Raw genomic sequence first — 25,025 nt, forward strand, 5'->3', positions numbered from 1 at the left:
GCGTCCCGCCGCGTGCCGCGCCGGACGCCTTCGGGCGGGCTCCGGACCTGCCGGCGGGGGTGCGGGCGGGCGCCCGCGGGCCCGTCGGGATGCTGCTCGCCGCCGAGGGCGCGCGCGGAACCGCGGTCCTGGAAGGCGTCCCGGTGCTGGACATCCCCGCCCGGCTCGGCCGCTGCTCGGGCGCCCTCGGCGTGCTGCAGTGCCTGGCCGCGGTGGCGCTCTTCGACCGCGGCGAGGCAGGGACCCTGCTCGCCACCTGCGGCGGTGCCGAACGCGACGACGCGGCCGCGGCACTGGCGCTGACCCCTGCGGAGGTGTGATGGACGGCCGTGACGTGGTGATCACCGGGCTGGGGGCGATCTGCTGCCTGGGCCGCGGCGTCCCCCGGTTCTGGGACGGGCTGCTGGCCGGCGGCGGTGACCCGGCGCGGGTCCCCGACCCGCTGGCGCACATGAAGTCGCCGCACAAGTACCTCGTGCCGGAGGAGGCCGTGCCGCGGGAGCCGGTGGCCGTCGCGCACGCGCCCCTGGGCGCCGGGCCCCGCATGGGGGCGGCGGCGGCACGGGAGGCGGTGGCGGACGCGGGACTGGACGCCGCCGCCCTGGAGCGGGCCGCCGTGGTGGTCGGGGTCGAGATGGGCAACGCCGAGATGCACGAGGGCGACCGTCCCGGCCAGGGCCCCGACGGGACGCGGTGGCGGTCGATGACCGTCACCACCGCGGCCGTCAGCGCCGCGGTGGGCTCGGCCGGGGAGAGCCTCAGCGTGGGCAACGCCTGCGCCGCCAGCGGCTACGCGCTCTCGGTGGCGGCCGACATGATCCGCGCCGGGGAGGTGGAGGTCGCGGTGGCGGGCGGCGCCGACGGCGGGTCGCGGGCGGCGCTGGGCGCCTTCAACCGGATGCGGGCGATGGACCCGGTGCGCTGCCGCCCCTTCGACCGGGACCGGGCGGGCACCGTCTTCGGCGACGGCGCGGCGATGGTCGTGCTGGAGTCCGCCGAGCACGCCGCACGGCGGGCCGCGCCCGTCCGCGCCGTGCTCGCCGCCGCCGAGTGGAGCTGCGACGCCCACCACATCACCGCGCCCGAGCCGGGCGGCCGGGAGATCGTCGACACGATGCGGCGCGCGCTCGGCTCGGCGGGCCTGGCGCCCGGTGAGATCGCGGCGCTGATCCCGCACGGCACCGGCACCCCGCTGAACGACGTCATCGAGAGCCGCGCGCTGCGCGCGGTGTTCGGCGACCACTGCGACCGGCTGCCGCTGCTCAACCTCAAGGGGATGATCGGGCACACCGGGGGCGCGGCCGGCGCGTTCGCCGTGATGGCGGGGGTGCTGGCGCTGCGGGACGGTCTCGTCCCGGCCGCGGACCCGCCCGTGGACCAGGACCCCGAGTGCGAGGTGCTCCTGCCCAAGGGCGCGCCCGCGGCCGTCGAAGGGCGCGCCGTGATGGTCAACGCCTACGCGTTCGGGGGCACCAACGCCTCCCTCGTCCTCACCAGGGGCTCCGGAGCGGGAGGTGCCCGATGACCCGGCTCGCGGTGACCGGTGTGGGGCGCGTGCTGCCGCCCGGTGACGAGAGCGGCTGGTTCGACGTCACCGCCGAACTGCCCGGACGGGGGTACGGGCGGCTGCCCCGGGCGGTCCAGTACCTGCTGGCGGCGGCGAACCGGGCCGTCGAGGACCGGGGCGGCCTGCCGGACGCCGGCCGCGCCGCCGCGATCGGCACCAACAACGCCTGCACCGCCATGCTGCACGCGATGAACCGGACGATCATCGAGACCGACGCCGCGCGCATCAGCCCGCTGGCCGCGCCGTTCTTCGTGGTCAGCCTGCCCGCCGGGCGGCTGGCGATCGAGCTGGGGGTGCGCGCCTTCAGCATGACGCTGACCTCGCCGCGGACCGCGGGCCTGGACGCCCTGCGCACCGGGGCGCGGGCGCTGGCTGCCGGGCGCGCCGGGATCCTGCTCGCGGGCGCGACCGAGGACCTGCTCCCGCCCGAGGAGCCCGGCCACGAGCACTCCGACGAGGGCGCGGTGACGCTGGTGTGCGAGGACGCCGCCCGCGTCCCGGACGGCGCCGTGGTGCGCGGCTACTGCGAGACCGCCGCCGGGTTCGTGGGGCCGGACCGTCCGGCCGCCCCCGTGCTGGAGCGCATGTGGGCCTCGGTCGGCGGGGATGGGAGCCGGCTGCCCGTGGAGGCGGTGCTGGACGACTCGCCCGTCGGCGAGCGCGTCGCGGACTGGTTGAAGGAGCGGGTGCCGGGGGTGGCGATCGTCAGCGCGCCCGCCGGCTGCCTGACGCCCGTCGAGCGGGTGGCGCGGACGCTCGGCGACGCGGGGGTGGTCCTGACGGCCGCCGCCGAGGGAAACGTCACCCTCTGCCGGGTGAGTCCGCCGACGGAAAGGAACGGGCAGTGACACTGGTCTCCCTGCGGGGTTCATGGTCGCTGGTGCTGGGCGTCTCGGGCGGGATGGGCGCGGCGATCGCGCGCGCCCTCGCCGCCGAGGGCGGCAACGTCATCGGCGTGCACTTCGACCGGGCCGCCGGCCGCGAGCAGGCCGCCAAGCTGGCGGACGAGCTGCGGGAGTCGGGCGTCGAGGCGCACTTCCTCAACCTCAACATCGCCGCGCCGTCCACCCGGGAGGCCGTGGTGGCCGAGATCGCCGAGCGCACCGGCGGCGCGGGCGTCCGGGTGCTGGTGCACTCGGTCGCCTTCGGGTCGCTCGTACCGTTCCTGCCGGCCGAGGGCGCGGCCAAGGCGATCACCGACCGGCAGATGGCGATGACCGTGGACGTGATGGCGCACAGCCTCGTCTACTGGGTCCAGGACCTGCACGCGGCGGGCCTGCTGCCGAGAGGGGCGAAGGTCTACGGGCTCACCAGCGCGGGCAGCGTCAACGTGGTGCCCAGCTACGGGGCGGTGTCGGCCGCCAAGTCCGCCCTGGAGTCGCACGTGCGGCAGCTCGCGGTGGAGCTGGCGCCCGCCGGGGTCGCGGTGAACGCGCTGCGGGCCGGCACCACGCTCACCGCCGCGCTCGACAAGATCCCCGGCAGTGCCGAGTACGCCGAGCGGTGCCGGGAGCGGAACCCGCACGGCCGCCTGACCGAGACCTCCGACGTGGGGGAGGCGGTCGTGCTGCTGTCGTCGTCCGACTCGTCGTGGATCACCGGCAACGTCATCGGCGTCGACGGCGGCGAACTGGTCGTCGCCTGAGCGGCGCCGCCCTGGAGGGAGAAGGGACATGCCCCTTGTACTGGTCACCGGCGACCCCGCCGGCGTCGGCGGCGCGGTCGTGCCGCGCCTGGTCGCGGCGGGCCACGAGGTGGTCTTCGCCCACCGCGGCGGTGCCGCGGAGGCCGTGGCCGAGATGGCGGCGATGGCGGCCGCCGGCGGCGGGGCGGTGCTGGCCCGCGAGCTGGCCGCCGACGACGAGCCGGAGCTGCGCGCGATGGTCCGCGAGGCGGAGGAGGAGATCGGGCCGCTGGCCGCGGTGGTCGCCTGCGCCGTCGACCGCGTGACCGAGGGCCCCGCGACGGCCGGCCCGGCGGAGGCGGCCGACGCCGTGTCCGGGCCGGGCACGGAGGTCTGGGCGGCCGCGACGGGAGGCATGGACGGCGCCTACCACGCCGTCCGCACGGTGATCTTCTCGTTCGTGCGGCGCCGCGGCGGGCGCGTGATCGCGGTGACGTCCGCCGCGGGCCTGGACGGCGACCCCGACCGGCCGCTGGAGTCGGCCGCGGCGGCGGGCGTCGTGGGCTTCGTCCGCTCGGTCGCCAAGGAGTACGCCGGGTACGGCGTCACCGCCAACGCGGTCGCCGCCGCCCCCGCCGCGGCCGGCGCCCCCGAGACGGCACAGGTCGCCGACGTGGTGGCCTTCCTCGTCTCGGACCAGGCCGCCTCGCTCACCGGCCAGGTCCTGCGCGCGGGCGCGGAGCCGGCCGCGTGAGGCTGGGGGTCAACCTCGGGTACCTGCGGCCCGGACGGCGCCCCGAGGACGTCCTCCTCGTCGCGGAGGAGGCCGAACGGCTCGGCTACTCGGTCGGCTGGGCCGGGGAGGCGACCGGATCGGACGCGGTGTCGCTGCTGGCCTGGCTCGCCGCGCGCACGACCCGGATGGACCTCGGCGCGGGCGTGATGCAGATCCCCGCCCGCAGCCCCGCGATGACCGCGATGACCGCCGCGACCCTCGACACGCTGTCGGCCGGCCGGTTCCGGCTCGGGCTGGGCGTGTCCGGCGGCCAGGTGTCCGAGGGCTGGCACGGGAGCCGCTTCACCGACCCCCTCGGACGCACCCGCGAGTACGTCGAGATCGTCCGGATGGCGCTGGCGCGCGGTCCCGTCGAGTACGCCGGGCGGCACCACACCCTTCCGCTGCCCGACGGGCCCGGCCGCCCGCTGCGGCTCGGGATCCGCCCGCCGCGCGCGAGGGTCCCCGTCTACCTGGCGGCGCTGGGCCCGCGGAACCTGGAACTCACCGGGGAGATCGGCGACGGCTGGCTGGCCCTGTTCCTCGACCCCGCGACCGCCGGGAAGCAGCTCGCGCCGATCCGCGCGGGACGGCGCAGGGCCGGGCTCGGCATGGACGGGTTCGACGTGGCGGCCACCGTGCCGCTCGCGGTCGGCGACGACGCCGAGGCGTGCGGGCGCCACGTCCGCGCCTTCACCGCGCTCTACCTCGGCGGCATGGGGACCCGGGGGCAGAACTTCTACACCGGCCTCGCCGCCCGCATGGGCTACGGGGAAGAGGCCCGCCGCGTCCAGGACCTCTACCTGGCGGGGCGGACCAGGGCGGCGGCGGACGCCGTCCCGCAGGGCTTCCTCGACCGCACGTCGCTGCTCGGGCCCGCCGACCGCCTCGCGGCCCGGCTGCGGGAGTACGCCGCCTGCGGCGTCACCACGCTGTGCGCCATGCCCCTGACGGGGACCGCGGAGGGCGACGCCGCGGCGCAGCGCGTCCTGGCGGACGCGCACGCGCACGCGGCGGTAGTAACACTCTGAGGGGGCGACCCCTCAGACTCCCCGGCGAGGGCGGGCCAGCTTCTCCAGCTCGGGCACGATCTGCGCCGGCGTAGGCAGCGCCGCGACCTCCTCCGCGAGCCGCCGCGCCGCCGTCCGGTGGGCGGGGTCGTCGAGGAGGGCGCGGATCGCCTCCCCGATCGCCCTGATGTTGCCCTGGCCGACGACCCGGCCGATGCTGCGTCCCGCGCCCACGGCCGTGAGCCGCTCACCGAGCGCGAAGGTGTCGCCCCACCCGGGGAGGACCAGTTGCGGGACCCCGATCTCGGCGGCCGTCATGCACGTGGTGGAGCCGCCGTGGTGCACGATGGCGTCGCAGGTGCCCAGGAACAGCTCCAGCGGGACGGGCGCGACCACCCGGACCTGGGACGGCACCGGCCCCAGCGCCTCCTGGAACTCGGGCTCCAGCGTCAGGATCGCCTCCACGTCGGGGAGGCCCGCCACCGCGTCGACGACCCGGCGGACCAGCGGGAGGCCGTTCAGGCTCGTGGTGAGCCTGCCGAAGCTCAGGCACACGCGGCGCCGCTCCGGCGGACGCAGCGCCCAGGCGGGCAGGGGCCCCGAGCCGTTGGCGTGCACATGCCTGATCGCCCGCGCCGGCGGGGCGCCCTCGATCTGGAGCGACGGCGGGGTCGGGTCCAGGGTCAGCACCGGGCCGGGCAGGTCGTCCGCCCCCAGGTCGGCCATCGTCATCGGCAGCGCGCGCCGGGCCAGCCCGTCGGCCTGCTCGGTGAACACGTCCACGCCCCAGCGGTGGTGGACGACGGGCACCTCCAGCAGCGCCCCGATCATCCGCCCGCTGAACTCCAGCGGATCGGTGATGATCAGGTCGGGGTCCCAGGCCCGCGCCAGCTCCAGGTACTGCCGCACCATGGCGCGCGCGTCGTCCACCCAGATCTTGTTGAGCGCGTCCCAGTTGCCGTTGACGTCGCGGTAGACGCCGAGCTCGATGGGTCGGCGCCCGTCCACCAGGTGCCCGGCCATCTGCTCCCGGATGTAGAAGGGCGCGCCCACCGGCCAGGTCGGCAGCCCGGCCCGCTCCGCCACCACGACCACGTCCGGATGCCCGGCCGCCAGCACCCGGTGCCCGGCGCTCTTCAACGCCCAGGCGGTCGGGAAGATCGGGGTCAGGTGGGTCGTGACCGGGGTCGTGATCAGCAGTACGCGCATGCCTCTCCTCGCTGTCCGAAGGCGCGGACCGCCGCACGGGCCCGCTCGTCCGTTCCCGCCGCGACCGCCTCCGCGGGCGGCGTCCCGCGTTCCCGCAGCCCCCGCCAGAGCGCGCCGAAGTCCTCGGTGAACGCGGCGTCGCTGCGCCGGCTGCGCCAGGCCACGTGCGGCGACAGGCGCACCCCGGGGAGGGAGCGCAGCGCGTGGCCGGGTGGGAGCGGCTCGGGATCGGTGACGTCGAGCGTCGCGTGCATCCGGCCCTCCGCGCACAGCCGCGCCAGCGTCCGCTGGCACACGATCTGCGCGCGGCTGATGTTGACCAGGTGCAGCCCGTGCCGCGCCCGCGCCAGGACCTCCGGGCCGAACAGGCCGCGGGTCCCGGTGTTCAGCGGCAGCGCCACGACCGCGTGGTCGGCGTCCAGGACCGCGGTGGGCGACGTCGTGTGCTCGATCCTCCCGGACGGCGGACGCGGGGTCCGGCTGAGCACCAGGACGGAGGCGCCCAGCGCCGCCGCCACCTCGGCCACCCGGCGGCCCGTCTCGCCGTAGCCGGCGACCCCCACGCGGGCGTCCCACAGCCCGGCGTCCGCGGCCACCTCCCGGCCGTCCCAGGGCGACCCGTCCCGCCACTGGTGCAGGAGCATCGCCCCGAGCGCGTACTCGGCCAGCGGTGCCGCGTAACACCGCCAGCTGCGGGTGAGCAGCCGGTCGGCGGGCCAGCGCGGCAGGTCCGCGAAGTCCGCGCCCGCCGAGGTGAGATGCACCCAGGACCAGTCCGCGGCCCCGAGCACGGCCGCCAGGTCGCCCGGCAGCCCGCCGTTGCCCATCTCGTGCGCCGCCACCAGCAGGACGTCGCCCCGCCGCGGCCCGTCCCGCCAGTCCCGCGGCACCGGGCCGCCGGGGCCCAGCTCCGCGGCGAGCCGCGCCCGCGCCTCCCCGGCCAGATGCCGGGGCAGCGCGGTGCGCAGCGCGACCTCAGGTGGCGGCATACCAGTCCCGCCCGACGACCATGTGCGTGATGCCCCGCGACTCGCAGTACTCCACCAGGTGGGACATCCGGTTGATGAACCCGTGGCCGTTGAAGTTGAGGCTGGTGTTGCACAGCACGCCCGTCCCGGTGCGCCGCGCGAACGCCGACAGCAGCGCGTGCTGGGCCGGGTTGCCCTGGGCGGAGACCGTCTGCACCCGCGCCGAGCCGTCCACGTGCGTGACCGCCTTGAGTCGCCGGTCCCTGACCCGCCGGAAGTAGAGCATGTGCGGGTCCTCGAAGTCCTCCTGGAAGGCGTCCCCCAGGTCCTCCACCCGGGCGCACGGCGCGATCGGCCGGTACGGCTCGCGCTGCTTGATGTCGTTCAGCAGGTCGTGCGTCTCCCGGCGGAACGGCTCGGCCAGCAGCGACCGGTTGCCGAGCGCCCGGGGCCCGATCTCCCACCGGCCCTGCACCCAGGCCACCACCGTGCCCCGGGCGATCTCGGCGGCGAGGGCGTCCTCGTCCAGGGGGCGGTGCCGCCACCGGGCGGGGTCGGGCGCGGTGTCCCGCACGAACTCCAGGCCCCCGTACACGTCCCAGTCGATGTACGGGTCGCCGGTGGCGGCGGCATAGGCGTCGATGGCCGTGCCGAGCGCGGAACCGGAGTCGTTGGTGCACGGCGGCACGAACACCTCGGAGAAATGGCCGAGGGCGCGCCACGCCGCGTTCCAGTCGCAGTTGAGCCCGCACCCGCCGGAGATCCGCAGCGGGATCCCCTCCGGCAGGTGCTTGACGGCGGCGTCGGCGAACACGCGGAACAGCCGGTCGGTCAGCACCGCCGCGGCCGTCTTCGCCAGTTCGGACTCCACGCCGCAGTCGTACAGCGGGGAGTCTCGGAACTCGGCCTTCGGGACGGGGAAGAGATTGTCGAGCTTGAGGAGCCGCTCGACGACCTGCGCCACCTCCGGGTCGTCGCTGCCGGGATCGCCGAACGCCGCCAGCGCCATCAGCTTCCCGCTGTCGTTCAGCCGGACGAACCCGCCCGTGAACGTGGGGTCGCAGATCCCGAACAGGGCGGCGAACCGGGCGCCCGGCTGGGCCAGCACGGGGACGGTCCGCACGACGCGGTGGCGGTCGTCCACCAGGTAGAAGGACCCCGTGATGCCCTCCCAGACCAGCACCGCCTGGAGCGGGTGCTCGCCGCGCGGGGCCATCCCGATCGCGCCGTAGATGTGCGACCGCTCGTGCGAGGAGGAGAAGTAGCGGACCGGCTTGCCGAAGAACGAGCTGTCCCTGGCGACGACCGCGTCGGTCCCGAAGTAGCCGGCGCCGAAGCTCCCCCGCACGTGCAGGGCCGAGCGGCCCGCGTCGACCTTGGAGTTCCAGCCGCCGATCGCGACGACGTCGGGCAGCTCGCCGAGATGGTCGGCCAGTTCCAGCAGCGTGACCGGGGTCAGGGTGGAGAAGCGGGCGAAGGAGTCCTTCTCCGACTCCAGCGACATCACCAGGCGGCCGTCGCCGACCGCGGCGACCGCCCCGTCGTGCCCGGGCTTGAAGGCTATGACGAGCATGTCCTCACCTCCGCTCGTCCGCGCGCGTGCGGGCGCTCACCTCGGCCAGCGCGGTCGCGGCGGCCCGGACCTCCTCGGGCGCCCGCGCGAGGGCGACCCGTACGTCGCGGCCGCCGTCGCTGTTGCGGGCCCAGTGGAACGCCTCGCACGGCAGGACGTGCACGTTGTGTTCCAGTAGCCGGATGTAGAACTCGGTCGCGGTGCCGCAGGACTCGGGCAGCTCCAGCTGCGCCACGCTGATCCGGGAGTCGGGCTCCTTCATCACCAGGCCGGCCGGGCCGGTGATCTCGCCGAGCGCCCGGCGGTTGCCCTCCAGCAGCCGGGCCAGCTCGGCGTAGCCGCCGTCGGACGCGTCCCGCGCCAGCCGCGTGATGAGCAGCAGCACCAGCGGGGAGACCGAGAGCAGCACGTCGTCGAATGCCTCGGCGATCTCCAGCTCGGTCCGCTCGCCCCAGGCCAGGAACCCGGCCTTGAGCTCCAGCATCGGCCACAGCTTGCCGGTGTCCTCGATCACGACCCATTCGGCGCCGCTGTCGTCCAGGATCCGGTAGGTGTCGTACTGGGCCCGGACGTCCTGGCCGCGGAAGCAGGTGTCCATCGCCAGGATCCGCCCCGTCTCGGCGCACCAGGAGGCGAGCCGCTCCAGGGGCCCGGAGCCGAGCACCCACCCGGTGGGGTTGTTCGGCGTGGTGACGAACACCGCGCCGACCTCGGGCGGCAGGTCGGCCAGCCCCTCCTCGAAGCGCCGCTCGGCCACCGGGACCAGGTCCAGCCCGCGGGCCAGCAGCAGGTCGGGGATGTTGTCGAAGGTGGGGTGGATCAGCGCCACCGAGCCGGTCCGCTCCGCCAGCGTCCGCGCCACGATGTCCATCGCCACCGAGGAGGAGTAGCAGCTCAGCAGCCGCTCCCCGCCCACGGGCGCGCCGTGCTGGCCGAGGCCGTGCAGGAACGCGCGCTGGGCCTCCTGCTCGATCTCGTGGAACGGGCGCTTGGCCGCCTCGTCGAACAGGTCGCCGAGCTCGGCGACGATCGCCCGCTGGCCGCGGGTCAGCGGCATCCGCGGATGCCCGTCGGAGACGTTGAGGCCGTGCGCGATGGCCCGGTTCTCCAGGGTGGTCAGCTTGCCCGCCGTCATGAGAGCGACCCCGGCCGCGCCGGCACGGCCGCCTCGGGGCGGCGGACCGCCGCGACCTGGCCGAGCAGCTCGAAGGCGACCACGCTCGCCAGGTGGCTGGTGATGTCCGCGTGGTCGTAGGGCGGCGCGACCTCGACGATGTCGATGCCCCGGTAGTCCAGCGGGCCGAGCGCGCGCAGCAGCTCCAGAGTGCGGTCACTGCTGGGGCCGCCCACCTCGGGCGTGCCGGTGCCGGGCGCGTACGCGGGGTCGACGAAGTCGATGTCGAACGACACCATCACGGGACGGTCGCCCACCCGGGCCCGCACCCGCCGGCCGAACTCCTCGGGGTCCAGGCGGGCGAGCTCGCGCCACCGGATCACCTCGTAGCCGAGGGCCTCGGCCGATCCGACGTCCTCGGGATGCACCGAGCCGCGCATCCCCGCCTGGATGCTGCGCGAGGCGTCCACGACGCCCTCCTCCACGGCCCGGCGGAACATGGTGCCGTGGAAGTGCTTGACCCCGTAGTAGTCGTCGAGGACGTCGCCGTGCGCGTCGAAGTGCACCACCGAGACGGGCCCGTGCACCCTGGCCATGGCGCGCATCTCGGCCATGACCAGGCTGTGGTCGCCGCCGAGGAGCAGCGGGAGGACGCCGCGCTCGTAGAACGGCAGCAGGTGCGCCTCCAGCCGCTCGAGGGTGAGGTCGTGGTAGCCGGGGACCACCGGCGCGTCCCCCGCGTCGACCATCGACAGCCGGGTGACGTCGACGCCCGTCTCCGGATTGTGGTCGCGCAGCAGGATGCTGGCCGACCGGATCGCCTCGGGGCCGAAACGCGCCCCGGAGCGGTAGCCGACCGCCGAGTCGGTGGGGACGCCCACCACGGCGACGTCTATGCGGCCGGTGGCCGTCAGCGGGTCCTGGACGTGGGGGAGCCGCATGAACGTCCGGGGCCCGGAGGCGAACCGCGGGCGCCGCATGCTGTCGACGGGCCGGTAGTGCCCGTCCGGGGCACCGGTGCTCATGACGCGCGCCGCCGCAGCAGCCAGCCGACTTCCATGCCGGTGGAGTCCATCGCCGGATCGGTGAGCGAGGACGCGGCGATCTCCAGCCCGCAGTCGGCGAACAGCGCCTCCCACCACGCGCGCGTCTCCAGCCGCTGCCGGGTGAAGGGGTGCATCAGGTAGTAGGCGTTGTAGTAGTTCTGTGCCAGCGGGTGCTTCATCGCCGCCTCGTCGGACGACTGGAGATCGATGTCGACGATCACCAGGTCCAGATCGGGCGCGGCCTCGAACAGCTCGGTGAGCAGCCGCCGCACGCCCTCCTCGCCCTCCTGGCCCAGGACCTCGTGGATCACGAAGGCGAGGACCGCCAGGTCCGGCCGTTCCGCACCGGAGGCCAGCCACTCCAGCGCCCCGGCCTGCTCGACCCGCACCCGGTCGGCGGTGGGCTGCGTGGCGACCCACTCGCGCGCGGCCTCCACCGCCGCCGCGTCCGGCTCGATCCCGACGGCGCGCATCCGCGGGTGGTCGCGGCACAGCTCGGTGAGGTAGACGCCGCTGCCGCAGCCCAGGTCCACCAGCATCCGGTAGTCCCGGCCGGTGGTGGCGAGCAGCTTGCGGACCAGCGGGATCGAGTCGTGCATGCTGATGCCGCAGCTCCCGCTCCCCACGAAGCGGCCGACCCGGGGAGCCGGCGGGGAGCCCTGGCCCAGATGCTCGCCCAGCTCCAGGAACGTGATCCCGTAGCCGCCGATCATCATCTCGTACCAGGGCCGCGCCTCCCCGAAGCGGCGCCCGAGCGGGGTGAGCGTCAGCCGCCCGCCGGGATCGCGCGCGATCACCTGCGCGGCGGCGAGGTAGTCGACGAGGGCCGCGGTGCGCGCGCGGTCCAGACCGCCCCGCGAGGCCACCAGTTCCTCCAGCGTGGTGCCGCGCTCGAAGTCCTCGTCCAGCCCGTGCCGGTGCATGGCGAAGATCATGGAGCTGAGCACGAAGCCCTTGAAGGGCTCCAGGCAGTCGGTCAGGACCCTCTCCTGGATCGGCATGGGCCGTCTCCTTTGCGGTGGGGATGGTCGTGCGGTGGGGATGGTCGCTACGGCTCGCCGCCTCCCGCCGCCAGCGGTCCGCGACCGGCGGAGTCCGGGCCTCGCGCGGCGCCGTAGATGTCGAGGAACTTCCCGGCGAACACGTCCGGCGGCCCGACGAACACCCGTTCGTACAATGCCTGCCGGGCGCCGAACCGGTCGAGTGCGAGGTCGGCGGCGATGCGCAGCAGCCGGCCGTGCTCGGCCGCGCCGACCGTTTCCCGGGAGAAATACTCGGCGTAGAATTCGCGCGCCTCCGAGGAGGGCGCGTCGTCGCCCGGCGAGGGATGCATCACCAGCCCGCTGGAACCGATGGTCTGCACGATCTCCACCGCGCGCGGATAAAGCCGCGAATTGAGCATCGCCGCGCAGGCGAGCGGCGTCAGATCGCAGATCCGGTGGCCGTTCGCGCCCTTCCGCGACCCCGCCTCCGCGGCGGTCACCAGGGAGCGCAGCGTCTCGGCGATCCCGGCCAGCTCGCCCAGCGCGGACCGGGCGGGCGGTGTCCCGTGCCGGCCGGACGCCCGCGCGCACCGATCGGCGACGGCCCACAGGAACTCGGCCTTGACGAACGCGCGCACCGACGACTGGTGCCAGGCGTAGGCCGTCATCTCGGTGCCCGCGCGCAGCCCGTTGGCGGTCTCCAGGTCACCGGCGATGAAGACGCGCGGCCACGGCACCCGCACGTCGTCGAACACGCACAGCGCGTCCATCTCGTCGTAGCGGCGCGCCAGCGGACCGCCGCCGCCCGCCAGCGAGGGCCGGCAGTACAGGGTCAGCCCCGGCGCGGCCACCGGCACCGCGAAGCAGACGGCGCGGGCCTGCTCGTCCTCGCCGAGCGGGCGGTAGGGGTAGATCAGCAGCTCGTCGGCGAACGGGGCCAGCGTGGCCAGCATCTTGGTACCGCGCACCACGATGCCGTCCGCGTCCTCCCGCACGATCCGCAGGATCCCGGCCAGGCCGTCGTCACGCCCCGCCGGCGGGTCGCTGATCGCGTGGGTGAGCACCCGGCGGGCGTCCCGGCTCTCCGCCCAGTAGGCCCGCACGTTGCCGGCGTACGGCCCGAAGTGGTCCGCGGCGCCGGCCCAGGCGGTCACGATGGTCGCCAGGAAGTCGGGGCTGCGCCCGAGCAGGCCGCCGCTGCGCCGGGCCACGGCCTCGAACGCCCGGCCGCGCGCGGCGACCTCCTCCGCGGTCGCGGCCAGCGAGTAGGCCCGCGACAGCCAGTCGCCCGCCCCGCCCGCCCCGCCCGCGTCGTCCAGGAGGCCGGCGAGCTCGCGCGCCATCCCGGCGGTGGCCTCGTCGGTGGCCACGTCCCGGACGGAACGGCCCTCGACCACGACCCTGCGCCCGTCGTCGAGACCGCTCAGATATTGACGTCCCGTACGCGGGAAAGGGAACGCCCCGGCTGTGCTCGACACGATCGGGAACACTCCATTTCTCGTTGATTCGCCCGCGGCTGAAATGCCGCCGTGGCAGGCTAACAAGCGGCCCCGGTGAAAGGCTCGCGGCAGGACCCGGCACCGGTGTTCCCTCGAGTACCGAAGGGTGACCGTCCCGCCGGCGAGACAGCGGGACGACCCGATCCCTTTTGCGCGCCCGGCGGCGCGCATATTGTTCGATGCGCGTTCTGCCGCGCTGGAGAAGCGATGATTTGGGATATCACAGGAATCGGGGCGGTCAGCAGTATCGGAGGCGATCCGGAGGAGATATTCGCCGCGCTGTGCGCGGGCCGGAGCGGGCTGGCCGAGCTGCGCGCCTTCGACCGCGGCCGCTTCCGGGCGACCCGCGCCTACGAGATCGACGACCGCCCGGCCTCCGGCCTGGACGAGCCCGGCCGGGCGACCCGGTGGCTGTGCGCGGCGATCCGGCAGGCGCTCGACGGCGCCGGCCTGGACCACGACCTCACCGGGATCCCGGTGCTGGTGGGCACCACGTTCCGGGAGCAGCGCTCGGCGGAACTGTGGTGGCGGGGGCGGGCGCCGCTCGAGCCGGCCGGGCTCTACTTCGGACCGGCGCTGCGCTCGGAGTTCGGCGCCTCGGTGACGTACACGCCCGCCAGCGCGTGCGCCGCCTCGCTGTACGGGCTGGCGATGGCGACCGACCTCATCGCCCTCGGCCTCGCCGAGACCGCGGTCGTGGCGGGGACCGACGCCATCCCCGAGAGTGCGTTCGGGGCGATCGACCGGGTGCAGAACCGCACCCCCCAGGCGCTGCGGCCGCTGGACCGGGACCGGAGCGGGATGCTGATGGGGGAGGGCGCGGTCGCCGTCGTCGTACGAGCCGCGGACGGTCACGGCGGCCCCGTCGCCGGGCGCGTCCGGGGCGTGGGCGTGAACTGCGACGGCCACCACGCGACGCGTCCGTCCGGGGCGAGCATCGGCCGGGTGATCCGCGACGCCCACGGCCGGGCGGGCGTGAAGGCGGACGACATCGACCTGGTCATGCTGCACGGCACCGGCACCCCGCTGAACGACGTGACCGAGATGGCCGCGCTCGCCGAGGTCTTCGCGGGCCGCGAGGCCCTGCCGTACGTCACCGCCATCAAGTCGATGACCGGCCACACCTGCGGCGGGTCGGGGCTGCTCAGCCTGGTCACCGCGCTGCTGGCGATCAGACGGGGCCGGATACCGCCGATCGCCGGGCTGGTGTCCCCGATCGACGAGGCGGCGGGCTTCGGGATCCCCGTCGGGTGCGTCACCGGTGCCGAGCTGCGCACCGTCCAGGTGGACGCCTTCGGGTTCGGCGGGCTGAACGCCGTCGCGGTGGTGGAGGGGGCGACGCCCTGATGGACCGTCCCACAGTGTCGGTCACCGGCATCGGCGTCTGCGCGCCGTGGGGGGAGGGCCCGGCCGCCGACGGCCTCACCGGGCTCCTGGCCGGCGACATCCCCGCCGCCGCCGAACTGCGGGCCGGCCCCGGCGGGCCCGGAGCCGAGGACGAACGCGGCACCCGCTACCGCGACCGGGCGTCCGAGCTCGCGCTCCGCGCGGTCGGGCCGGCGCTCCGCGACGCCGGGCTGGCGGACGCCCTCGCGGACGGACACGGCGGCGACTCCGTGGCGACCGTCGTGAGCACCGGCTACGGTGCGCTGGAGAACGTCTGCGCCGCGGTCGACACGATCGACGAGCGCTCCTCCACCGCGCTCAGCCCGATGACCGCGCACGCGATGTCCAGCCACGTGGTGGGGTCGTGGGTCACCATCCGGTACGGCCTGCGCGGGCCCTGCCTGACGCTCTGCGACGGCCCGCCCGGCGGGCTCGACGCCCTCTACTGGGCGCGCAACCTGATCCTGATGCGCCGGGCCGAGGCCGCGGTGGTGATCGGCGTGGAGCCGGACACCGCCCCGGTGAGGCGGCTGCTCGGCGACTCCGCCCCCCGCTTCGACGGGGCGGTGGCGGTGGTCGTCGAGTCCCGGGACGCCGCACTGGAGCGGGGCGCCCGCCCCTACGCCGACCTGGGCGGCTACGCGCGCGGAGCCGGGCCGGCGGAGGCCGCCTCCGCGGTGTGGCAGGGCCCGGTCGACCTGTGGCTGCCGCCGGACGCGCCGCCGGACGGTGTGCCGGACGACGGCACGGCGCCGGTCGCGGCCGCGCGCACCATCGATCTCGCGGCCCGGCTCGGCCGGTCCGCGGGCGCGCTCGGCGTGCTGCAGTGCGCGGTCGCCGCGCTGCTCGTCGACGGCGGCGCGGCACGCAGCGCGCTGGCCCGCGGCGGCGGCGCCCAGGGCGCCGACGCGGCGGGCCTCGCCCTACTCGCCCCGCCCGCTCCGGAGCCGGGGCGTGCCCATGCCCGGGCAACCACCGAAGAAAGGGACCCATCATGACGCAGCCCACCGGAAGCACCGCCCAGCTCGACGACGAGGAACTGCGCGGGCTGGTCGCCGAGGCGCTCGAACTGCCCGTCGCCGACGTGACCGACAAGGCCGAGTTCGTCGAGGAGCTCGGCGTGGACTCCCTGATGATCATGGAGATCATGGTCCGCGTCGAGCAGCGGTACGACGTGCAGGTCGAGGACGAGGAGTTCGCCGACGTGCGGACCTTCAGCCACGTGCGCACCCTGCTGGCGGACAAGCTCGCGGCGGCGCGATGACCGACGGCGGCGCGCGGGTCGCCCTGGTGACGGGCGGGTCGCGCGGCATCGGCGGCGCGGTGGTGACCCGGCTGGCCGAGGACGGCTACGACGTCGCGTTCTGCTACCGCGCCGACGCCGGCGCCGCCGAGCGGGCCGCCGAGGCCGCCACCGCCGCCGGCGCCCGCGTGCTCGCCGTCCGGGCCGACGTCTCCGACGGCGCGCAGGCCCGCGCGTTCGTGGAGCGGGCGGCCGAGCGGCTGGGCCCGCCCTCGGCCGTGGTCACCTCCGCGGGCGTCACCCGCGACGCCCTGCTCGCGCGGATGCGGCCGGAGCAGTGGCGGGAGGCCGTCGACATCAATCTCGGCGGGACGGTCAACGTGTGCCAGGCCGCCGTCGGCGGGATGCTCCGGGAGGGTTCCGGGAGCATCGTGACGCTGTCGTCGGTCGCCGGGCGGTACGGCAGCGCGGGCCAGGCCAACTACGCGGCGGCCAAGGCCGGGATCATCGGGTACACCCGTTCCCTGGCCCGGCGGTGCGCCGGGCAGGGCGTGCGGGCCAACGTCGTCTGCCCCGGGCTCGTCGAGACCGACATGACCCGCGATCTGGACGCGCGGGCCCGCGAGGGCATCCTGGGGCGGGTCGGGCTCGGCCGGATCGGTTCCCCCCGCGAGGTCGCCGATCTGGTCGCCTTCCTGCTGTCGGGTGCCGCGGGCTACATCACCGGCCAGGTCGTCGGCGTCGACGGCGGGCTCTCGGGCTAGAGGGCCCCGGGTACGGAAGACCGCGAATGTCCGGGGCGGGGCCCGCGGGGCCCCCCCCCGTGACGCGTCCTTGGCCGCGGACGCCGCGCCGGCGGGGTGGTGCCTGGGGATCCGGGCACGGTGGTCGGACGGTCGGTGGTCCGGCGGACGGTGGTCGCCGGGGTGCCGGGCCGGACCGTCGGCGGCGGCCGGGTGGTGCAGGGCGCGCGGACCGGGCACGGGACGCGACGCCTCCAGCGTCCGCTCGGCCGCCTGGTCGAGCACCTGCGCGATCCAGCTGGTCAGCCCGCTGCCGCGCCGCTCGGCGGCCCGGAGCCAGCGTTCGTGGCGTCCGGAGGGCACCTTGAGGGCCAGCGTGCCGTCGGGCCCGGAGCCCAGCCGGCGCCCGCCCGCCTCATGGTCCTGCAGGTGGCGCCGCAGCCGGTTGCGCGACCACCCCTCCCGCTCGGCGCGGTCCAGCCACTCGTCCTGGTCCTCCTCCGACAGCGAGGCGACCTCGGCGTGGTGCTGCAGGCTCAGCCGCGCGCGGCGCCGTCCCGGCGGGAACCTGCGGGCCACCCAGGCGTAGTTGCGCAGTGTCTGGTAGTCGAGTCCGGAGTCCTCCAGGGCGTACTGGTAGCGGTCGGGGTAGCGGTCCTGGCCGTAGACCAGCCAGTCCCCCTGCCACCAGGTCGCGGAGTCCCACAGGACCGAGAGCTCCGCGCCGATCTCCTTCCAGGCGTCAAGGGGCAGCCGCGGCGGCAGGACCAGGCCCGTCCGCGTGGTCAGTATCTTGCCCGGGGCCGACGGGGGGCGGCCCGGGGGGACGGGGCCGGCGGTCGTCGGACGTGTCGTCGGGAGCGACATGCTGCGATGCCTCCATCGAATTTCTGGCCCGGCACGTTCGGTGCCGGGCCGGAGTTCTCGGTGTCTCGGAGCACATGACGGGGATTTCCCACGCCGAAGATAGGGAGTCCCTGTCATGGGCCTGTCAACTGGACGTCAACGCGCGCGTCGGCGCAGTTGAGGCGGTCGGCGGGACCGGCGGGCAGGACCGCGCGGCCCTCCTTGCACCCCGCTCGGCGGGCGGGGGAGGGTTGCCCAGGAGGGCGGCCGGCAGGCGGAGCACCGGGGCGCTCGCATGGCGCCCGAGCCGGTGGACAGGGAGTGCGAGGATGGCGGATCTGGCGGGAGACACCCAGGTGACCGGTGGGTCCGGCAACTGGAACGCCAAGGTGAGCGACGAGTGGGACCTCTGGGGCCCCAACGGCGGTTATCTGGCGACCATCGCCCTGAGAGCCGCCGGCGAGCACGTTCCAGGGATGCGCCCCGCGAGCCTGGAGTGCCACTTCCTGCGCAGTCCCGCCCCCGGGGGCGTCGAGCTGACGACCGTGACCCTCCGCGCCTCCGGCCGGGCCCATTCGGTCCGCGTGTCGATGACCCAGGCGAACGCGTTGATCCTGGAGGCACTGGTCTGGGTCGTCGAGCCCGGGCTGGACGGCCTTCCGCCGCGCAGCGTCAGCCCGCCCGGGGGACCGCGCCCCGAGGGGCTCGAGTCCTACGAGCGCCTGCTGCCGCCCGCCCACCAGTACCGCGAGCCGTTCTGGCGCCACGTCGAGGAGCGGCCGCTGGACCAGACCCGCCACCTCATGTGGCCGGAAGACCCGAGAGAGGAGTCCATCCGCACCTCCTGGCTGCGGTTCCGCCCCGAGCCGTGCTTCCCCGACCCCTACCTGGACGCCGGGCGGTCGGTGATCGCCGCGGACGTGTTCCCCTTCCTGGCGGCCGTCATCGCCCTGGAGCCCGGCCCCCTGACCCACATCGCCCCCACGATCTCGCTGTCGGTCTCCTTCCACGCCCTCCGGCCGGAGTCGGAGTGGCTGCTGGTCCACACCGAGAGCCCCGCCGCCGGCGACGGCCTGCTCGGCGGTCGCACGTCCATCTGGGCCGAGAACGGGGATCTGGCGGCCTCCAGCCGCGTCCAGATGCTCTGCCGCTCGCTGCGCGGCGCGCGGCGAGGCTGATCCCCGCCCGAGGCCGATCCCCCACGCCCGCCCACCGACCCGCCTTCCGTCCCGCCGGCGAGACACCGCCGGCGCAACCCCGCTACCGAGCCGCGGGCCATCGGCCGCGGCCGCTCCCCGTGGAAGGACCGACATCGTGAAGCGGAGCGCCCGCCTGCGCCTGGCCGCCCTGACGGCCGTCGGCGGCTGCCTCTTGACGGCCTGCTCCCCGGCGGCCGACGGGACGGGCCCGGAAGATCCCGGAACCCTGGTCCTGGGCGGCGTGACCGAGCCGCAGACGCTCGACCTGACCGTGACGCCCAACGCGTCCATCCCCTCGATCCTGCTGGGCAACGTCTACGAGACCCTGGTCGAACGGGACCAGAACGGGGCCGTCAGACCGGGCCTCGCCTCCTCGTGGGACGTCGAGCGGGACCGCCGCCGCTACGTCTTCCACCTGCGCCAGGGGGTGAAGTTCGGGAACGGCGAGCCGTTCACGGCACGCGATGTCGTGTACAGCTTCCGGCGGGTGACCGCCGCCGGGTCCCGCCACCCGTTCCGGCAGCAGTTCGCCGCGGTCTCCGGCGTCGAGGCCAGGGACGACCGCACCGTCGAGGTGAACCTGAAGCGCCCGAGCAACCTGTGGCTGCTCAACCTGGCCGGCCCGGTGGGCGTCATCCTGAACGAGAAGGCCGTCGGCTCGCTGGCGGACCGGCCCGTCGGCACCGGCCCGTTCCGGTTCGACCGCTGGGACCGGGGCAACCGGATCGTCCTGGCCCGCAACGACGCCTACTGGGGCCCCAAGACCCAGTTCAGGAGCGCCTCCTTCCGGTTCTTCAACGACCCCAACGCCCTGAGCAACGCGATGCTCGCCGGCGAGCTCGACATCATCAGCAGCGTCCCGGCGCCCCAGTCGCTGCCGCAGTTCCGGAGCGGGAACGCCTTCCGGGTCACGACCGGCCACACCAACGGCGAGGTCGTCCTCGGCTTCAACGAGTCCCACCCGGCGCTGCGCGACCGGCGGGTCCGCCAGGCCATCACCCAGGCGATCGACCGCGCGGCGCTGCTGAAGACGGTGTGGGCCGGCTACGGGACGCTGATCGGCAGCATGGTCCCGCCCACCGACCCCTGGTACGAGGACCTCTCCAAGCGCCTCCCGTACGACCCCGCCGCCGCCAAGCGCCTGCTGCAGTCGGCGGGGCACGGGGACGGCCTGCGGCTGCGGTTCCGCGTGCCGACCCGCCCGTACGCGACGCAGGCGGCGCAGTTCGTGGCCGACCAGCTCGGGCGGGTCGGCGTGCAGGCGAGCATGGAGCAGGTGGAGTTCCCCGGGCGGTGGCTCGACGAGGTCTTCACCAAGGGCGAGTACGACATGACGCTCATCCTGCACAGCGAGCCGATGGACATCGTGCAGTACGGCGACCCGTCCTACTACTGGCACTACGACAACGCCCAGGTCCGCCGGGCCCTGGCGGACGCCGACGCGGGGACGCCGCAGGAGCAGGTGGCCGGGATGCGGGAGGCGGCCCGCACGATCGCCGACGACGCGGCCAGCTGCTGGCTCTGGCTGATGCCCAACCTGCAGGTCACCACGAAGAGCGTGACGGGCGTCCCGCTCAACGTGGTCTCCGGCGGGTACGAACTCGGCTCCATCCGGAAGTCCTGATGCCGTGGGTGGTGCTGCGCCGCACGCTGATCATGGCGGCGACGGTGCTCGCGGCGTCGGCCGTGGTGTTCGCCGCCTGCTCGGTGCTGCCGGGCGACACGGCGACCGTCATGCTGGGCGAGCGCGGCGACCCGGCGTCGGTGGCGGCGCTGCGGCAGGAGACCGGGACGGACCGGCCGCTGGCCGTCCAGTACGCCGACTGGGCCGCGGGCATGCTCGGCGGCGACTTCGGCACCTCGGTCGTGACCCGCACCGCGGTGTGGCCGCAGATCGCGGACAGGCTCCAGGTCACCGCCTCCCTGGTGGTGACCGGCATGGGGCTGGCCGTGCTGCTGGCGGTGCCGCTCGGCGTGCTGGCGGCGCGGCGGAGGACCGGGCCGCTGATATCGGTGTTCAGCCAGGCGGGGATGGCGATTCCGGTGTTCGTGGCCGGGGTCCTGCTCGCCTACGTGTTCGCGGTGCGGCTGAGGGTGCTGCCCGCCGGGGGCTACGCGTCCCTGGCCGACCCCTACCGGTGGGCCCGGCACATGGCGCTGCCCGCGCTGTCCCTCGGGCTCGTCCAGGGGGCGGTCCTCGTCCGGTACGTGCGCGGCGAGGTGCTGGAGGTCATGGAGCAGGAGTACATCCGGACGGCGCTGGCGACGGGCCGCACGTGGTGGGGCGCGCTGTGGCGCCACGGGCTGCGCAACGCCGCGGTCCCGGTCCTGACCGTCATCGGCGTCCAGTTCGCCGTGCTGCTGTCCGGGGCGGTGATCGTGGAGGCGGTGTTCACGCTGCCCGGCGTCGGCCAGATGCTGCTGCGGGCCGTGGAGGGCAGGGACCTGCTGCTCGTGCAGGGGGTCGTCATGATCCTCGTCGCGCTGGTCCTGGTCATCAACTACGCCGTCGACCTGCTCTGCCTCGCCGTCGACCCGAGGCTCCGGAGGGAACGATGAGACTCGCGGGCTTCCTGCTGGTCGGCCTGGTGGTGGCGGCCGGCCTGGCGTCCCTGGTGTGGGCGCCGCACGACCCGGCGCGGGTCGATCCCGCGCACGCGCTGCTGCCGCCGCTGCGGGACGGCCACCTGCTGGGCACCGACGGGCTGGGCCGCGACGTCTTCAGCCAGGTCCTCGTCGGGGCCCGCGCCACCCTCGCGGTGGGCGTGGTGGCGGTGCTGATCGCGTTCGCCGTCGGGGTGCCGTTCGGGATCGCCGCCGGGATGGCCGGCGGCTGGCCGTCCGAGGTGGTCATGCGCGGCGCCGACCTGATGCTGGCCTTCCCGGCGCTGCTGCTGGCGCTGATCCTGGGCGCGGCGTTCGGCGCGTCGGCGGTCACCGGGATGGTCGCGGTCGGCATCTCCTCGGTGCCGATCTTCGCTCGGGTGGCGCGCGCCGCGACGCTGCGGGTGATGGCCCAGGACTACGTGACGGCGGCGCGGGCCTGCGGGCGCCGCGCCCCGGGCGTCGCGGTGCGCCACGTGCTGCCGAACGTGGCGCCGGTGCTGCTGGTCCAGGCCACGGTGGCGTTCGCGATGGCGGTGCTGGCGGAGGCGGCGCTCTCCTACCTCGGCCTGGGCGTGCAGCCTCCGACGCCCTCGTGGGGGCGGATGCTGCACGAGGACCAGGCGTACCTGTTCACCCACCCCGAGCTGGTCTTCTGGCCCGCGCTCGCCATCGCGCTGACGGTGCTGGGCTTCAACCTGGCCGGGGACGCCCTGGGCGACCGCCTCGATCCCGCGCGGCGGAGGCGGCCATGAGCGGCGCGGAGGGAGTGCCCGATCTGGAGGTCTCCGACCTCGGGGTCCGTTTCGGCGGGACGGCCGCCGTGTCCGGGGTGTCGTTCACGCTGGCGCCGGGGGAGCGGGCCGGCCTGATCGGCGAGTCCGGGTGCGGGAAGTCGGTCACCGCGCTGGCGATCATGGGGTTGCTGCCGTCCGGTGCGCGCGCGGAGGGACGGGTCCGGGCGGCGGGCGAGCCCGTCCTGAACCGGCCCGACCGGGAGGTCGCGCGGCTGCGCGGGGCGTGGATGGCCATGATGTTCCAGGAGCCGCGGACCGCGCTGGACCCGCTGAAGCGGGTGGGCCGCCAGATCGCGCTGTCGGCCAGGGCGGGCCGCGCCGAGTCCCGCGCCCGGGTGCGGGAGCTGCTGGAGCTGGTCGAGACCGATCCGGACGTGGCGCGGGCCTACCCGCACCAGCTCTCCGGCGGGCAGCTCCAGCGGGTGCTGCTCGCGGTCACGCTGGCGCGCGACCCGCGGCTGCTGATCTGCGACGAGCCCACCACGGCGCTGGACGCGCTGGTGCAGCAGCGCGTCCTCGCCCTGATCCGGCGCGTGTGCGCCGCGCGGGGCACGACGCTGCTGTTCATCTCGCACGACCTCGCGGTGGTGTCCGACCTGTGCGACCGCGTGATGGTGATGGACGGCGGCCGGATCGTCGAGAGCGGCCGCACCGCGCAGGTGTTCGACGACCCCGCCCACCCCCGCACCCGGGCGCTGCTCGCGGCGGGCGATCTGGCGGCCTTCGGGCACCGCGAACGGGTGCCCGCGGGCACCGCCGAGGCGGAGGAGGAGCGGGAACGATGGCCCTGACGCCCGTCATCCGGGTGAACGAGGTCGTGCGCGAGTTCCGGCGGCCGCGCGAGTCGCCGTTCGGGCCCCGTCCGGTGGTGCGGGCCCTGGACGGGGTCAGCTTCGCGGTGGAGCCCGGCGAGGCGTACGGGATCGTCGGCGAGTCCGGCTCGGGCAAGTCCACGCTGTCGCGGCTGATCCTCGGGCTGGACCGTCCCACCGGCGGCGGCGTGGAGTTCGAGGGGCGGCCCGTGCTGGAGGTGCCGGCCCGCGATTTGCGCTCGGCCCTCCAGCCCGTCTTCCAGGATCCCCGCTCGTCGCTGGACCCGCGGATGAAGGTCGGCGCGATCATCCGTGAACCGCTGGAGGCGCTGCGGCTGGACGTCGACCGGGCGGAGCGCGTCGCCGAGGTGCTGGAGATGGTGCGGCTGCCCGCGGCGGCGGCCGGCCGGTACCCGCACGAGTTCAGCGGCGGCCAGCGGCAGCGGATCGCGATCGCCCGCGCGCTGGCGCCGCGGCCGCGGGTACTGGTGGCCGACGAGCCGACCTCGGCGCTGGACGTCGGCGTGCGGGCGCAGATCGTCAACCTCCTGCTCGATCTGCTCGACCGGCTGGAGCTGACGCTGGTCCTGGTCTCCCACGACCTCGCCCTGGTGCGGCACGTCACCGAGCGGGTGGCGGTGCTGCGCGGCGGCCGGCTGGTGGAGGAGGGGCCGACCCGGGCGGTCCTGGTGGACCCGGAGGAGGAGTACACGGCACAGCTGATCGCCGCGACCCCGGCGGTCACCTGGAGGAGGCGATGAGCGCGGTGGAGCGCTTCGGGAACACGATATTCGCGGAGATGACCGAGCTCGCCCGGCGCACCGGCGCGCTCGACCTGGGGCAGGGGACCCCGGACGATCCGGGGCCGCCGGGCGTCCTGGAGCGCGCCCGCGGCGCCATCACCGAGGGGATGAACCAGTACCCGCCCACGCGCGGGCTGCCGTCGCTGCGCGAGGCCGTGGCCCGGAGGCGGGCCGCCGACCGCGGCACCGAGTACGACCCCGAGCGCGAGGTGCTGATCTCCTTCGGCGCCACGGAGGCCATCGCGTCGGCGCTGCTCGCGCTGTGCGGGCCGGGCGACGAGGTGGTGATGTTCGAGCCCTTCTACGACTCCTACGGCGCGGGCGTCGCGCTGGCGGGGGCGCGGCGGCGGGTGGTGACGCTGCGCCCCGGGCCGGGGCGGTTCGTCTTCGCCGAGGACGAGCTGCGCGCCGCGTTCGGCCCGCGCACCCGGGCGCTGGTGCTCAACAGCCCGCACAACCCGACCGGGAAGATGTTCGACCGCCGGGAGCTGGAGCTCATCGCCGCGCTGTGCGTCGAGCACGACGTGGTCGCCATCACCGACGAGGTCTACGAGTACCTGGCGTTCGGCGACGTGCCGCACCTGTCGCTGGCGGCGCTGCCGGGCATGCGCTCCCGCACCCTCGCGGTGTCCTCGGCGGGCAAGACGTTCTGCCTCACCGGATGGAAGATCGGCTGGCTGTGCGGCCCCGCGCCGCTGGTCGACGCCGTCCACGCCGTCAAGCAGTACCTCACCTTCTCCGGCTCCGGCCCCTTCCAGGCCGCCGTCGCGGAGGGCCTGGCGGATCCGGGGCCGTGGCTCGGCCCGTACCGGGAGGGGCTGCGCCGCCGCCGCGACCTGCTGGCCGGGACGCTGGCGGAGGCCGGTGTGCGCTGCTTACCGTCTCAGGGCACCTACTACCTCCAGTTCGACACCCGCTCGTTCGGATACGACGACGCGGGCGAGTTCTGCCGCGACCTTCCGCGGCGCGCGGGCGTCGTGGCGATCCCGAGCGGGGTCTTCTACGACTCCGCGGACACCGGCCGGCACCTGGCACGCCTGTCCTTCTGCAAGAGCGAGGCGACCGTCTCGGCCGCCGCGGGCCGCCTGGCCGACTTCGCCCGCGCCCTCAGGGACGGCCGGCCCGACCCGGGGGCACCGGCGCCCGCCTACCTCTGACCCCTCCACGACCGCGGCAGGCGCCGCACCGGCCGGCGCGCCGCTCCAGCCTCACGAAAGGGGCGAT

The 25,025-nt window shown here is 75.2% G+C and carries 23 protein-coding genes and 2 pseudogenes; 17 read left to right on the forward strand and 8 right to left on the reverse strand.

Annotation, left to right across the window (positions count from 1 at the left end):
* From ACFPZN_RS16080 to ACFPZN_RS16105, 6 genes and pseudogenes are all read left to right on the forward strand, one after another.
* Positions 1 to 320, forward strand: a pseudogene (locus ACFPZN_RS16080) (hypothetical protein); the annotation flags it as partial.
* Positions 320 to 1,525, forward strand: coding sequence for a beta-ketoacyl-[acyl-carrier-protein] synthase family protein (locus tag ACFPZN_RS16085; RefSeq protein WP_378282768.1), 1,206 nt, complete (start codon positions 320 to 322; stop codon positions 1,523 to 1,525). The pseudogene ACFPZN_RS16080 and the gene ACFPZN_RS16085, both read left to right, overlap by 1 nt.
* The gene (locus ACFPZN_RS16090; RefSeq protein WP_378282769.1) at positions 1,522 to 2,415 is read left to right on the forward strand and encodes a beta-ketoacyl synthase N-terminal-like domain-containing protein; all 894 of its coding nucleotides are present in this window, start codon (positions 1,522 to 1,524) and stop codon (positions 2,413 to 2,415) included. Before ACFPZN_RS16085 ends, ACFPZN_RS16090 begins: the two co-directional genes overlap by 4 nt.
* Complete coding sequence (locus ACFPZN_RS16095) at positions 2,412 to 3,212, forward strand: SDR family oxidoreductase (protein ID WP_378282770.1); 801 nt, start codon at positions 2,412 to 2,414, stop codon at positions 3,210 to 3,212. Before ACFPZN_RS16090 ends, ACFPZN_RS16095 begins: the two co-directional genes overlap by 4 nt.
* Before the next feature lie 28 nt (positions 3,213 to 3,240).
* Positions 3,241 to 3,945, forward strand: coding sequence for an SDR family NAD(P)-dependent oxidoreductase (locus ACFPZN_RS16100; RefSeq protein ID WP_378282771.1), 705 nt, complete (start codon positions 3,241 to 3,243; stop codon positions 3,943 to 3,945).
* A complete protein-coding gene (locus ACFPZN_RS16105) occupies positions 3,942 to 4,997 on the forward strand; it encodes an LLM class F420-dependent oxidoreductase (protein ID WP_378282772.1) in 1,056 nt (351 codons plus the stop codon). Before ACFPZN_RS16100 ends, ACFPZN_RS16105 begins: the two co-directional genes overlap by 4 nt.
* A gap of 12 nt (positions 4,998 to 5,009) precedes the next feature.
* Here ACFPZN_RS16105 and ACFPZN_RS16110 read toward each other — a convergent pair whose 3' ends face one another.
* The 7 genes from ACFPZN_RS16110 to ACFPZN_RS16140 are packed head-to-tail and all read right to left on the reverse strand — an operon-like array spanning position 5,010 to position 13,347.
* Positions 5,010 to 6,185 (reverse strand): nucleotide disphospho-sugar-binding domain-containing protein, encoded by a 1,176-nt coding sequence (locus ACFPZN_RS16110; RefSeq protein ID WP_378282773.1) that lies wholly within the window; start codon positions 6,183 to 6,185, stop codon positions 5,010 to 5,012.
* Entirely contained in the window at positions 6,170 to 7,174 is a 1,005-nt protein-coding gene (locus tag ACFPZN_RS16115; RefSeq protein ID WP_378282774.1) for an NAD(P)-dependent oxidoreductase, read from the reverse strand. Before ACFPZN_RS16115 ends, ACFPZN_RS16110 begins: the two co-directional genes overlap by 16 nt.
* The gene (locus ACFPZN_RS16120) at positions 7,161 to 8,726 is read right to left on the reverse strand and encodes a carbamoyltransferase C-terminal domain-containing protein (protein WP_378282775.1); all 1,566 of its coding nucleotides are present in this window, start codon (positions 8,724 to 8,726) and stop codon (positions 7,161 to 7,163) included. The genes ACFPZN_RS16115 and ACFPZN_RS16120 overlap by 14 nt, the downstream gene beginning before the upstream one ends.
* Before the next feature lie 4 nt (positions 8,727 to 8,730).
* Positions 8,731 to 9,861: an aminotransferase class I/II-fold pyridoxal phosphate-dependent enzyme gene (locus ACFPZN_RS16125; protein WP_378282776.1), complete on the reverse strand. Its 1,131-nt coding sequence runs from the start codon at positions 9,859 to 9,861 to the stop codon at positions 8,731 to 8,733.
* Complete coding sequence (speB, locus tag ACFPZN_RS16130; protein WP_378282777.1) at positions 9,858 to 10,865, reverse strand: agmatinase; 1,008 nt, start codon at positions 10,863 to 10,865, stop codon at positions 9,858 to 9,860. The genes ACFPZN_RS16125 and speB overlap by 4 nt, the downstream gene beginning before the upstream one ends.
* Entirely contained in the window at positions 10,862 to 11,887 is a 1,026-nt protein-coding gene (locus tag ACFPZN_RS16135) for a methyltransferase domain-containing protein (RefSeq protein WP_378282778.1), read from the reverse strand. Before ACFPZN_RS16135 ends, speB begins: the two co-directional genes overlap by 4 nt.
* Positions 11,888 to 11,934: 47 nt before the next feature.
* A complete protein-coding gene (locus ACFPZN_RS16140; protein WP_378282779.1) occupies positions 11,935 to 13,347 on the reverse strand; it encodes a 4-hydroxyphenylacetate 3-hydroxylase N-terminal domain-containing protein in 1,413 nt (470 codons plus the stop codon).
* Positions 13,348 to 13,575: 228 nt separating this feature from the next.
* On the opposite strand from ACFPZN_RS16140, the gene ACFPZN_RS16145 reads away from it, so the two are divergent.
* Genes ACFPZN_RS16145 through fabG form a run of 4 tightly spaced genes read left to right on the forward strand, consistent with a single transcriptional unit; the run spans position 13,576 to position 16,761 of the window.
* The gene (locus ACFPZN_RS16145; RefSeq protein WP_378282780.1) at positions 13,576 to 14,715 is read left to right on the forward strand and encodes a beta-ketoacyl-[acyl-carrier-protein] synthase family protein; all 1,140 of its coding nucleotides are present in this window, start codon (positions 13,576 to 13,578) and stop codon (positions 14,713 to 14,715) included.
* Entirely contained in the window at positions 14,715 to 15,752 is a 1,038-nt protein-coding gene (locus ACFPZN_RS16150) for a beta-ketoacyl synthase N-terminal-like domain-containing protein (RefSeq protein WP_378282781.1), read from the forward strand. Before ACFPZN_RS16145 ends, ACFPZN_RS16150 begins: the two co-directional genes overlap by 1 nt.
* Positions 15,749 to 16,018 carry an acyl carrier protein gene (locus ACFPZN_RS16155; RefSeq protein WP_378282782.1) on the forward strand — a complete coding sequence of 90 codons (270 nt, stop codon included), beginning with the start codon at positions 15,749 to 15,751 and terminating at the stop codon, positions 16,016 to 16,018. Before ACFPZN_RS16150 ends, ACFPZN_RS16155 begins: the two co-directional genes overlap by 4 nt.
* The gene (fabG, locus tag ACFPZN_RS16160; RefSeq protein WP_378282783.1) at positions 16,015 to 16,761 is read left to right on the forward strand and encodes a 3-oxoacyl-ACP reductase FabG; all 747 of its coding nucleotides are present in this window, start codon (positions 16,015 to 16,017) and stop codon (positions 16,759 to 16,761) included. The genes ACFPZN_RS16155 and fabG overlap by 4 nt, the downstream gene beginning before the upstream one ends.
* A gap of 309 nt (positions 16,762 to 17,070) precedes the next feature.
* Here the strand turns inward: fabG and ACFPZN_RS16165 are convergent.
* Positions 17,071 to 17,724, reverse strand: a pseudogene (locus ACFPZN_RS16165) (LmbU family transcriptional regulator); the annotation flags it as partial.
* A 191-nt stretch (positions 17,725 to 17,915) separates the two neighbouring features.
* Between ACFPZN_RS16165 and ACFPZN_RS16170 the strand changes: the two are divergent.
* The 7 genes from ACFPZN_RS16170 to ACFPZN_RS16200 all read left to right on the forward strand — a co-directional run bounded on the left by ACFPZN_RS16170 (position 17,916) and on the right by ACFPZN_RS16200 (position 24,958).
* Positions 17,916 to 18,764, forward strand: coding sequence for an acyl-CoA thioesterase (locus ACFPZN_RS16170; protein WP_378282784.1), 849 nt, complete (start codon positions 17,916 to 17,918; stop codon positions 18,762 to 18,764).
* 136 nt (positions 18,765 to 18,900) lie between these two features.
* Positions 18,901 to 20,409 carry an ABC transporter substrate-binding protein gene (locus ACFPZN_RS16175; RefSeq protein WP_378282785.1) on the forward strand — a complete coding sequence of 503 codons (1,509 nt, stop codon included), beginning with the start codon at positions 18,901 to 18,903 and terminating at the stop codon, positions 20,407 to 20,409.
* A complete protein-coding gene (locus tag ACFPZN_RS16180) occupies positions 20,409 to 21,344 on the forward strand; it encodes an ABC transporter permease (protein WP_378282786.1) in 936 nt (311 codons plus the stop codon). The genes ACFPZN_RS16175 and ACFPZN_RS16180 overlap by 1 nt, the downstream gene beginning before the upstream one ends.
* Positions 21,341 to 22,144: an ABC transporter permease gene (locus ACFPZN_RS16185; RefSeq protein ID WP_378282787.1), complete on the forward strand. Its 804-nt coding sequence runs from the start codon at positions 21,341 to 21,343 to the stop codon at positions 22,142 to 22,144. The genes ACFPZN_RS16180 and ACFPZN_RS16185 overlap by 4 nt, the downstream gene beginning before the upstream one ends.
* Entirely contained in the window at positions 22,141 to 22,977 is an 837-nt protein-coding gene (locus ACFPZN_RS16190; protein ID WP_378282788.1) for an ABC transporter ATP-binding protein, read from the forward strand. The genes ACFPZN_RS16185 and ACFPZN_RS16190 overlap by 4 nt, the downstream gene beginning before the upstream one ends.
* On the forward strand, positions 22,968 to 23,759 hold the full coding sequence (locus ACFPZN_RS16195) for an ABC transporter ATP-binding protein (RefSeq protein ID WP_378282789.1): 792 nt from the start codon (positions 22,968 to 22,970) through the stop codon (positions 23,757 to 23,759). Before ACFPZN_RS16190 ends, ACFPZN_RS16195 begins: the two co-directional genes overlap by 10 nt.
* The gene (locus ACFPZN_RS16200) at positions 23,756 to 24,958 is read left to right on the forward strand and encodes an aminotransferase class I/II-fold pyridoxal phosphate-dependent enzyme (protein ID WP_378282790.1); all 1,203 of its coding nucleotides are present in this window, start codon (positions 23,756 to 23,758) and stop codon (positions 24,956 to 24,958) included. Before ACFPZN_RS16195 ends, ACFPZN_RS16200 begins: the two co-directional genes overlap by 4 nt.
* Positions 24,959 to 25,025 lie beyond the last annotated feature (67 nt).

Origin of the sequence: Actinomadura rugatobispora, assembly GCF_042656285.1 — a bacterium.
GTDB classification, from domain to species: domain Bacteria; phylum Actinomycetota; class Actinomycetes; order Streptosporangiales; family Streptosporangiaceae; genus Spirillospora; species Spirillospora rugatobispora.

Coding starts and splice junctions, on each gene's coding strand:
- ACFPZN_RS16170 (WP_378282784.1), top strand. CDS start 17,916: ATGGCGGATCTGGCGGGAGACACCCAGGTGACCGGTGGGTCCGGCAAC.
- ACFPZN_RS16150 (WP_378282781.1), top strand. CDS start 14,715: ATGGACCGTCCCACAGTGTCGGTCACCGGCATCGGCGTCTGCGCGCCG.
- ACFPZN_RS16180 (WP_378282786.1), top strand. CDS start 20,409: ATGCCGTGGGTGGTGCTGCGCCGCACGCTGATCATGGCGGCGACGGTG.
- ACFPZN_RS16135 (WP_378282778.1), bottom strand. CDS start 11,887: ATGCCGATCCAGGAGAGGGTCCTGACCGACTGCCTGGAGCCCTTCAAG.
- ACFPZN_RS16195 (WP_378282789.1), top strand. CDS start 22,968: ATGGCCCTGACGCCCGTCATCCGGGTGAACGAGGTCGTGCGCGAGTTC.
- ACFPZN_RS16085 (WP_378282768.1), top strand. CDS start 320: ATGGACGGCCGTGACGTGGTGATCACCGGGCTGGGGGCGATCTGCTGC.
- fabG (WP_378282783.1), top strand. CDS start 16,015: ATGACCGACGGCGGCGCGCGGGTCGCCCTGGTGACGGGCGGGTCGCGC.
- ACFPZN_RS16145 (WP_378282780.1), top strand. CDS start 13,576: ATGATTTGGGATATCACAGGAATCGGGGCGGTCAGCAGTATCGGAGGC.
- ACFPZN_RS16090 (WP_378282769.1), top strand. CDS start 1,522: ATGACCCGGCTCGCGGTGACCGGTGTGGGGCGCGTGCTGCCGCCCGGT.
- ACFPZN_RS16120 (WP_378282775.1), bottom strand. CDS start 8,726: ATGCTCGTCATAGCCTTCAAGCCCGGGCACGACGGGGCGGTCGCCGCG.
- ACFPZN_RS16200 (WP_378282790.1), top strand. CDS start 23,756: ATGAGCGCGGTGGAGCGCTTCGGGAACACGATATTCGCGGAGATGACC.
- ACFPZN_RS16110 (WP_378282773.1), bottom strand. CDS start 6,185: ATGCGCGTACTGCTGATCACGACCCCGGTCACGACCCACCTGACCCCG.
- ACFPZN_RS16185 (WP_378282787.1), top strand. CDS start 21,341: ATGAGACTCGCGGGCTTCCTGCTGGTCGGCCTGGTGGTGGCGGCCGGC.
- ACFPZN_RS16115 (WP_378282774.1), bottom strand. CDS start 7,174: ATGCCGCCACCTGAGGTCGCGCTGCGCACCGCGCTGCCCCGGCATCTG.
- speB (WP_378282777.1), bottom strand. CDS start 10,865: ATGAGCACCGGTGCCCCGGACGGGCACTACCGGCCCGTCGACAGCATG.
- ACFPZN_RS16155 (WP_378282782.1), top strand. CDS start 15,749: ATGACGCAGCCCACCGGAAGCACCGCCCAGCTCGACGACGAGGAACTG.
- ACFPZN_RS16100 (WP_378282771.1), top strand. CDS start 3,241: ATGCCCCTTGTACTGGTCACCGGCGACCCCGCCGGCGTCGGCGGCGCG.
- ACFPZN_RS16190 (WP_378282788.1), top strand. CDS start 22,141: ATGAGCGGCGCGGAGGGAGTGCCCGATCTGGAGGTCTCCGACCTCGGG.
- ACFPZN_RS16125 (WP_378282776.1), bottom strand. CDS start 9,861: ATGACGGCGGGCAAGCTGACCACCCTGGAGAACCGGGCCATCGCGCAC.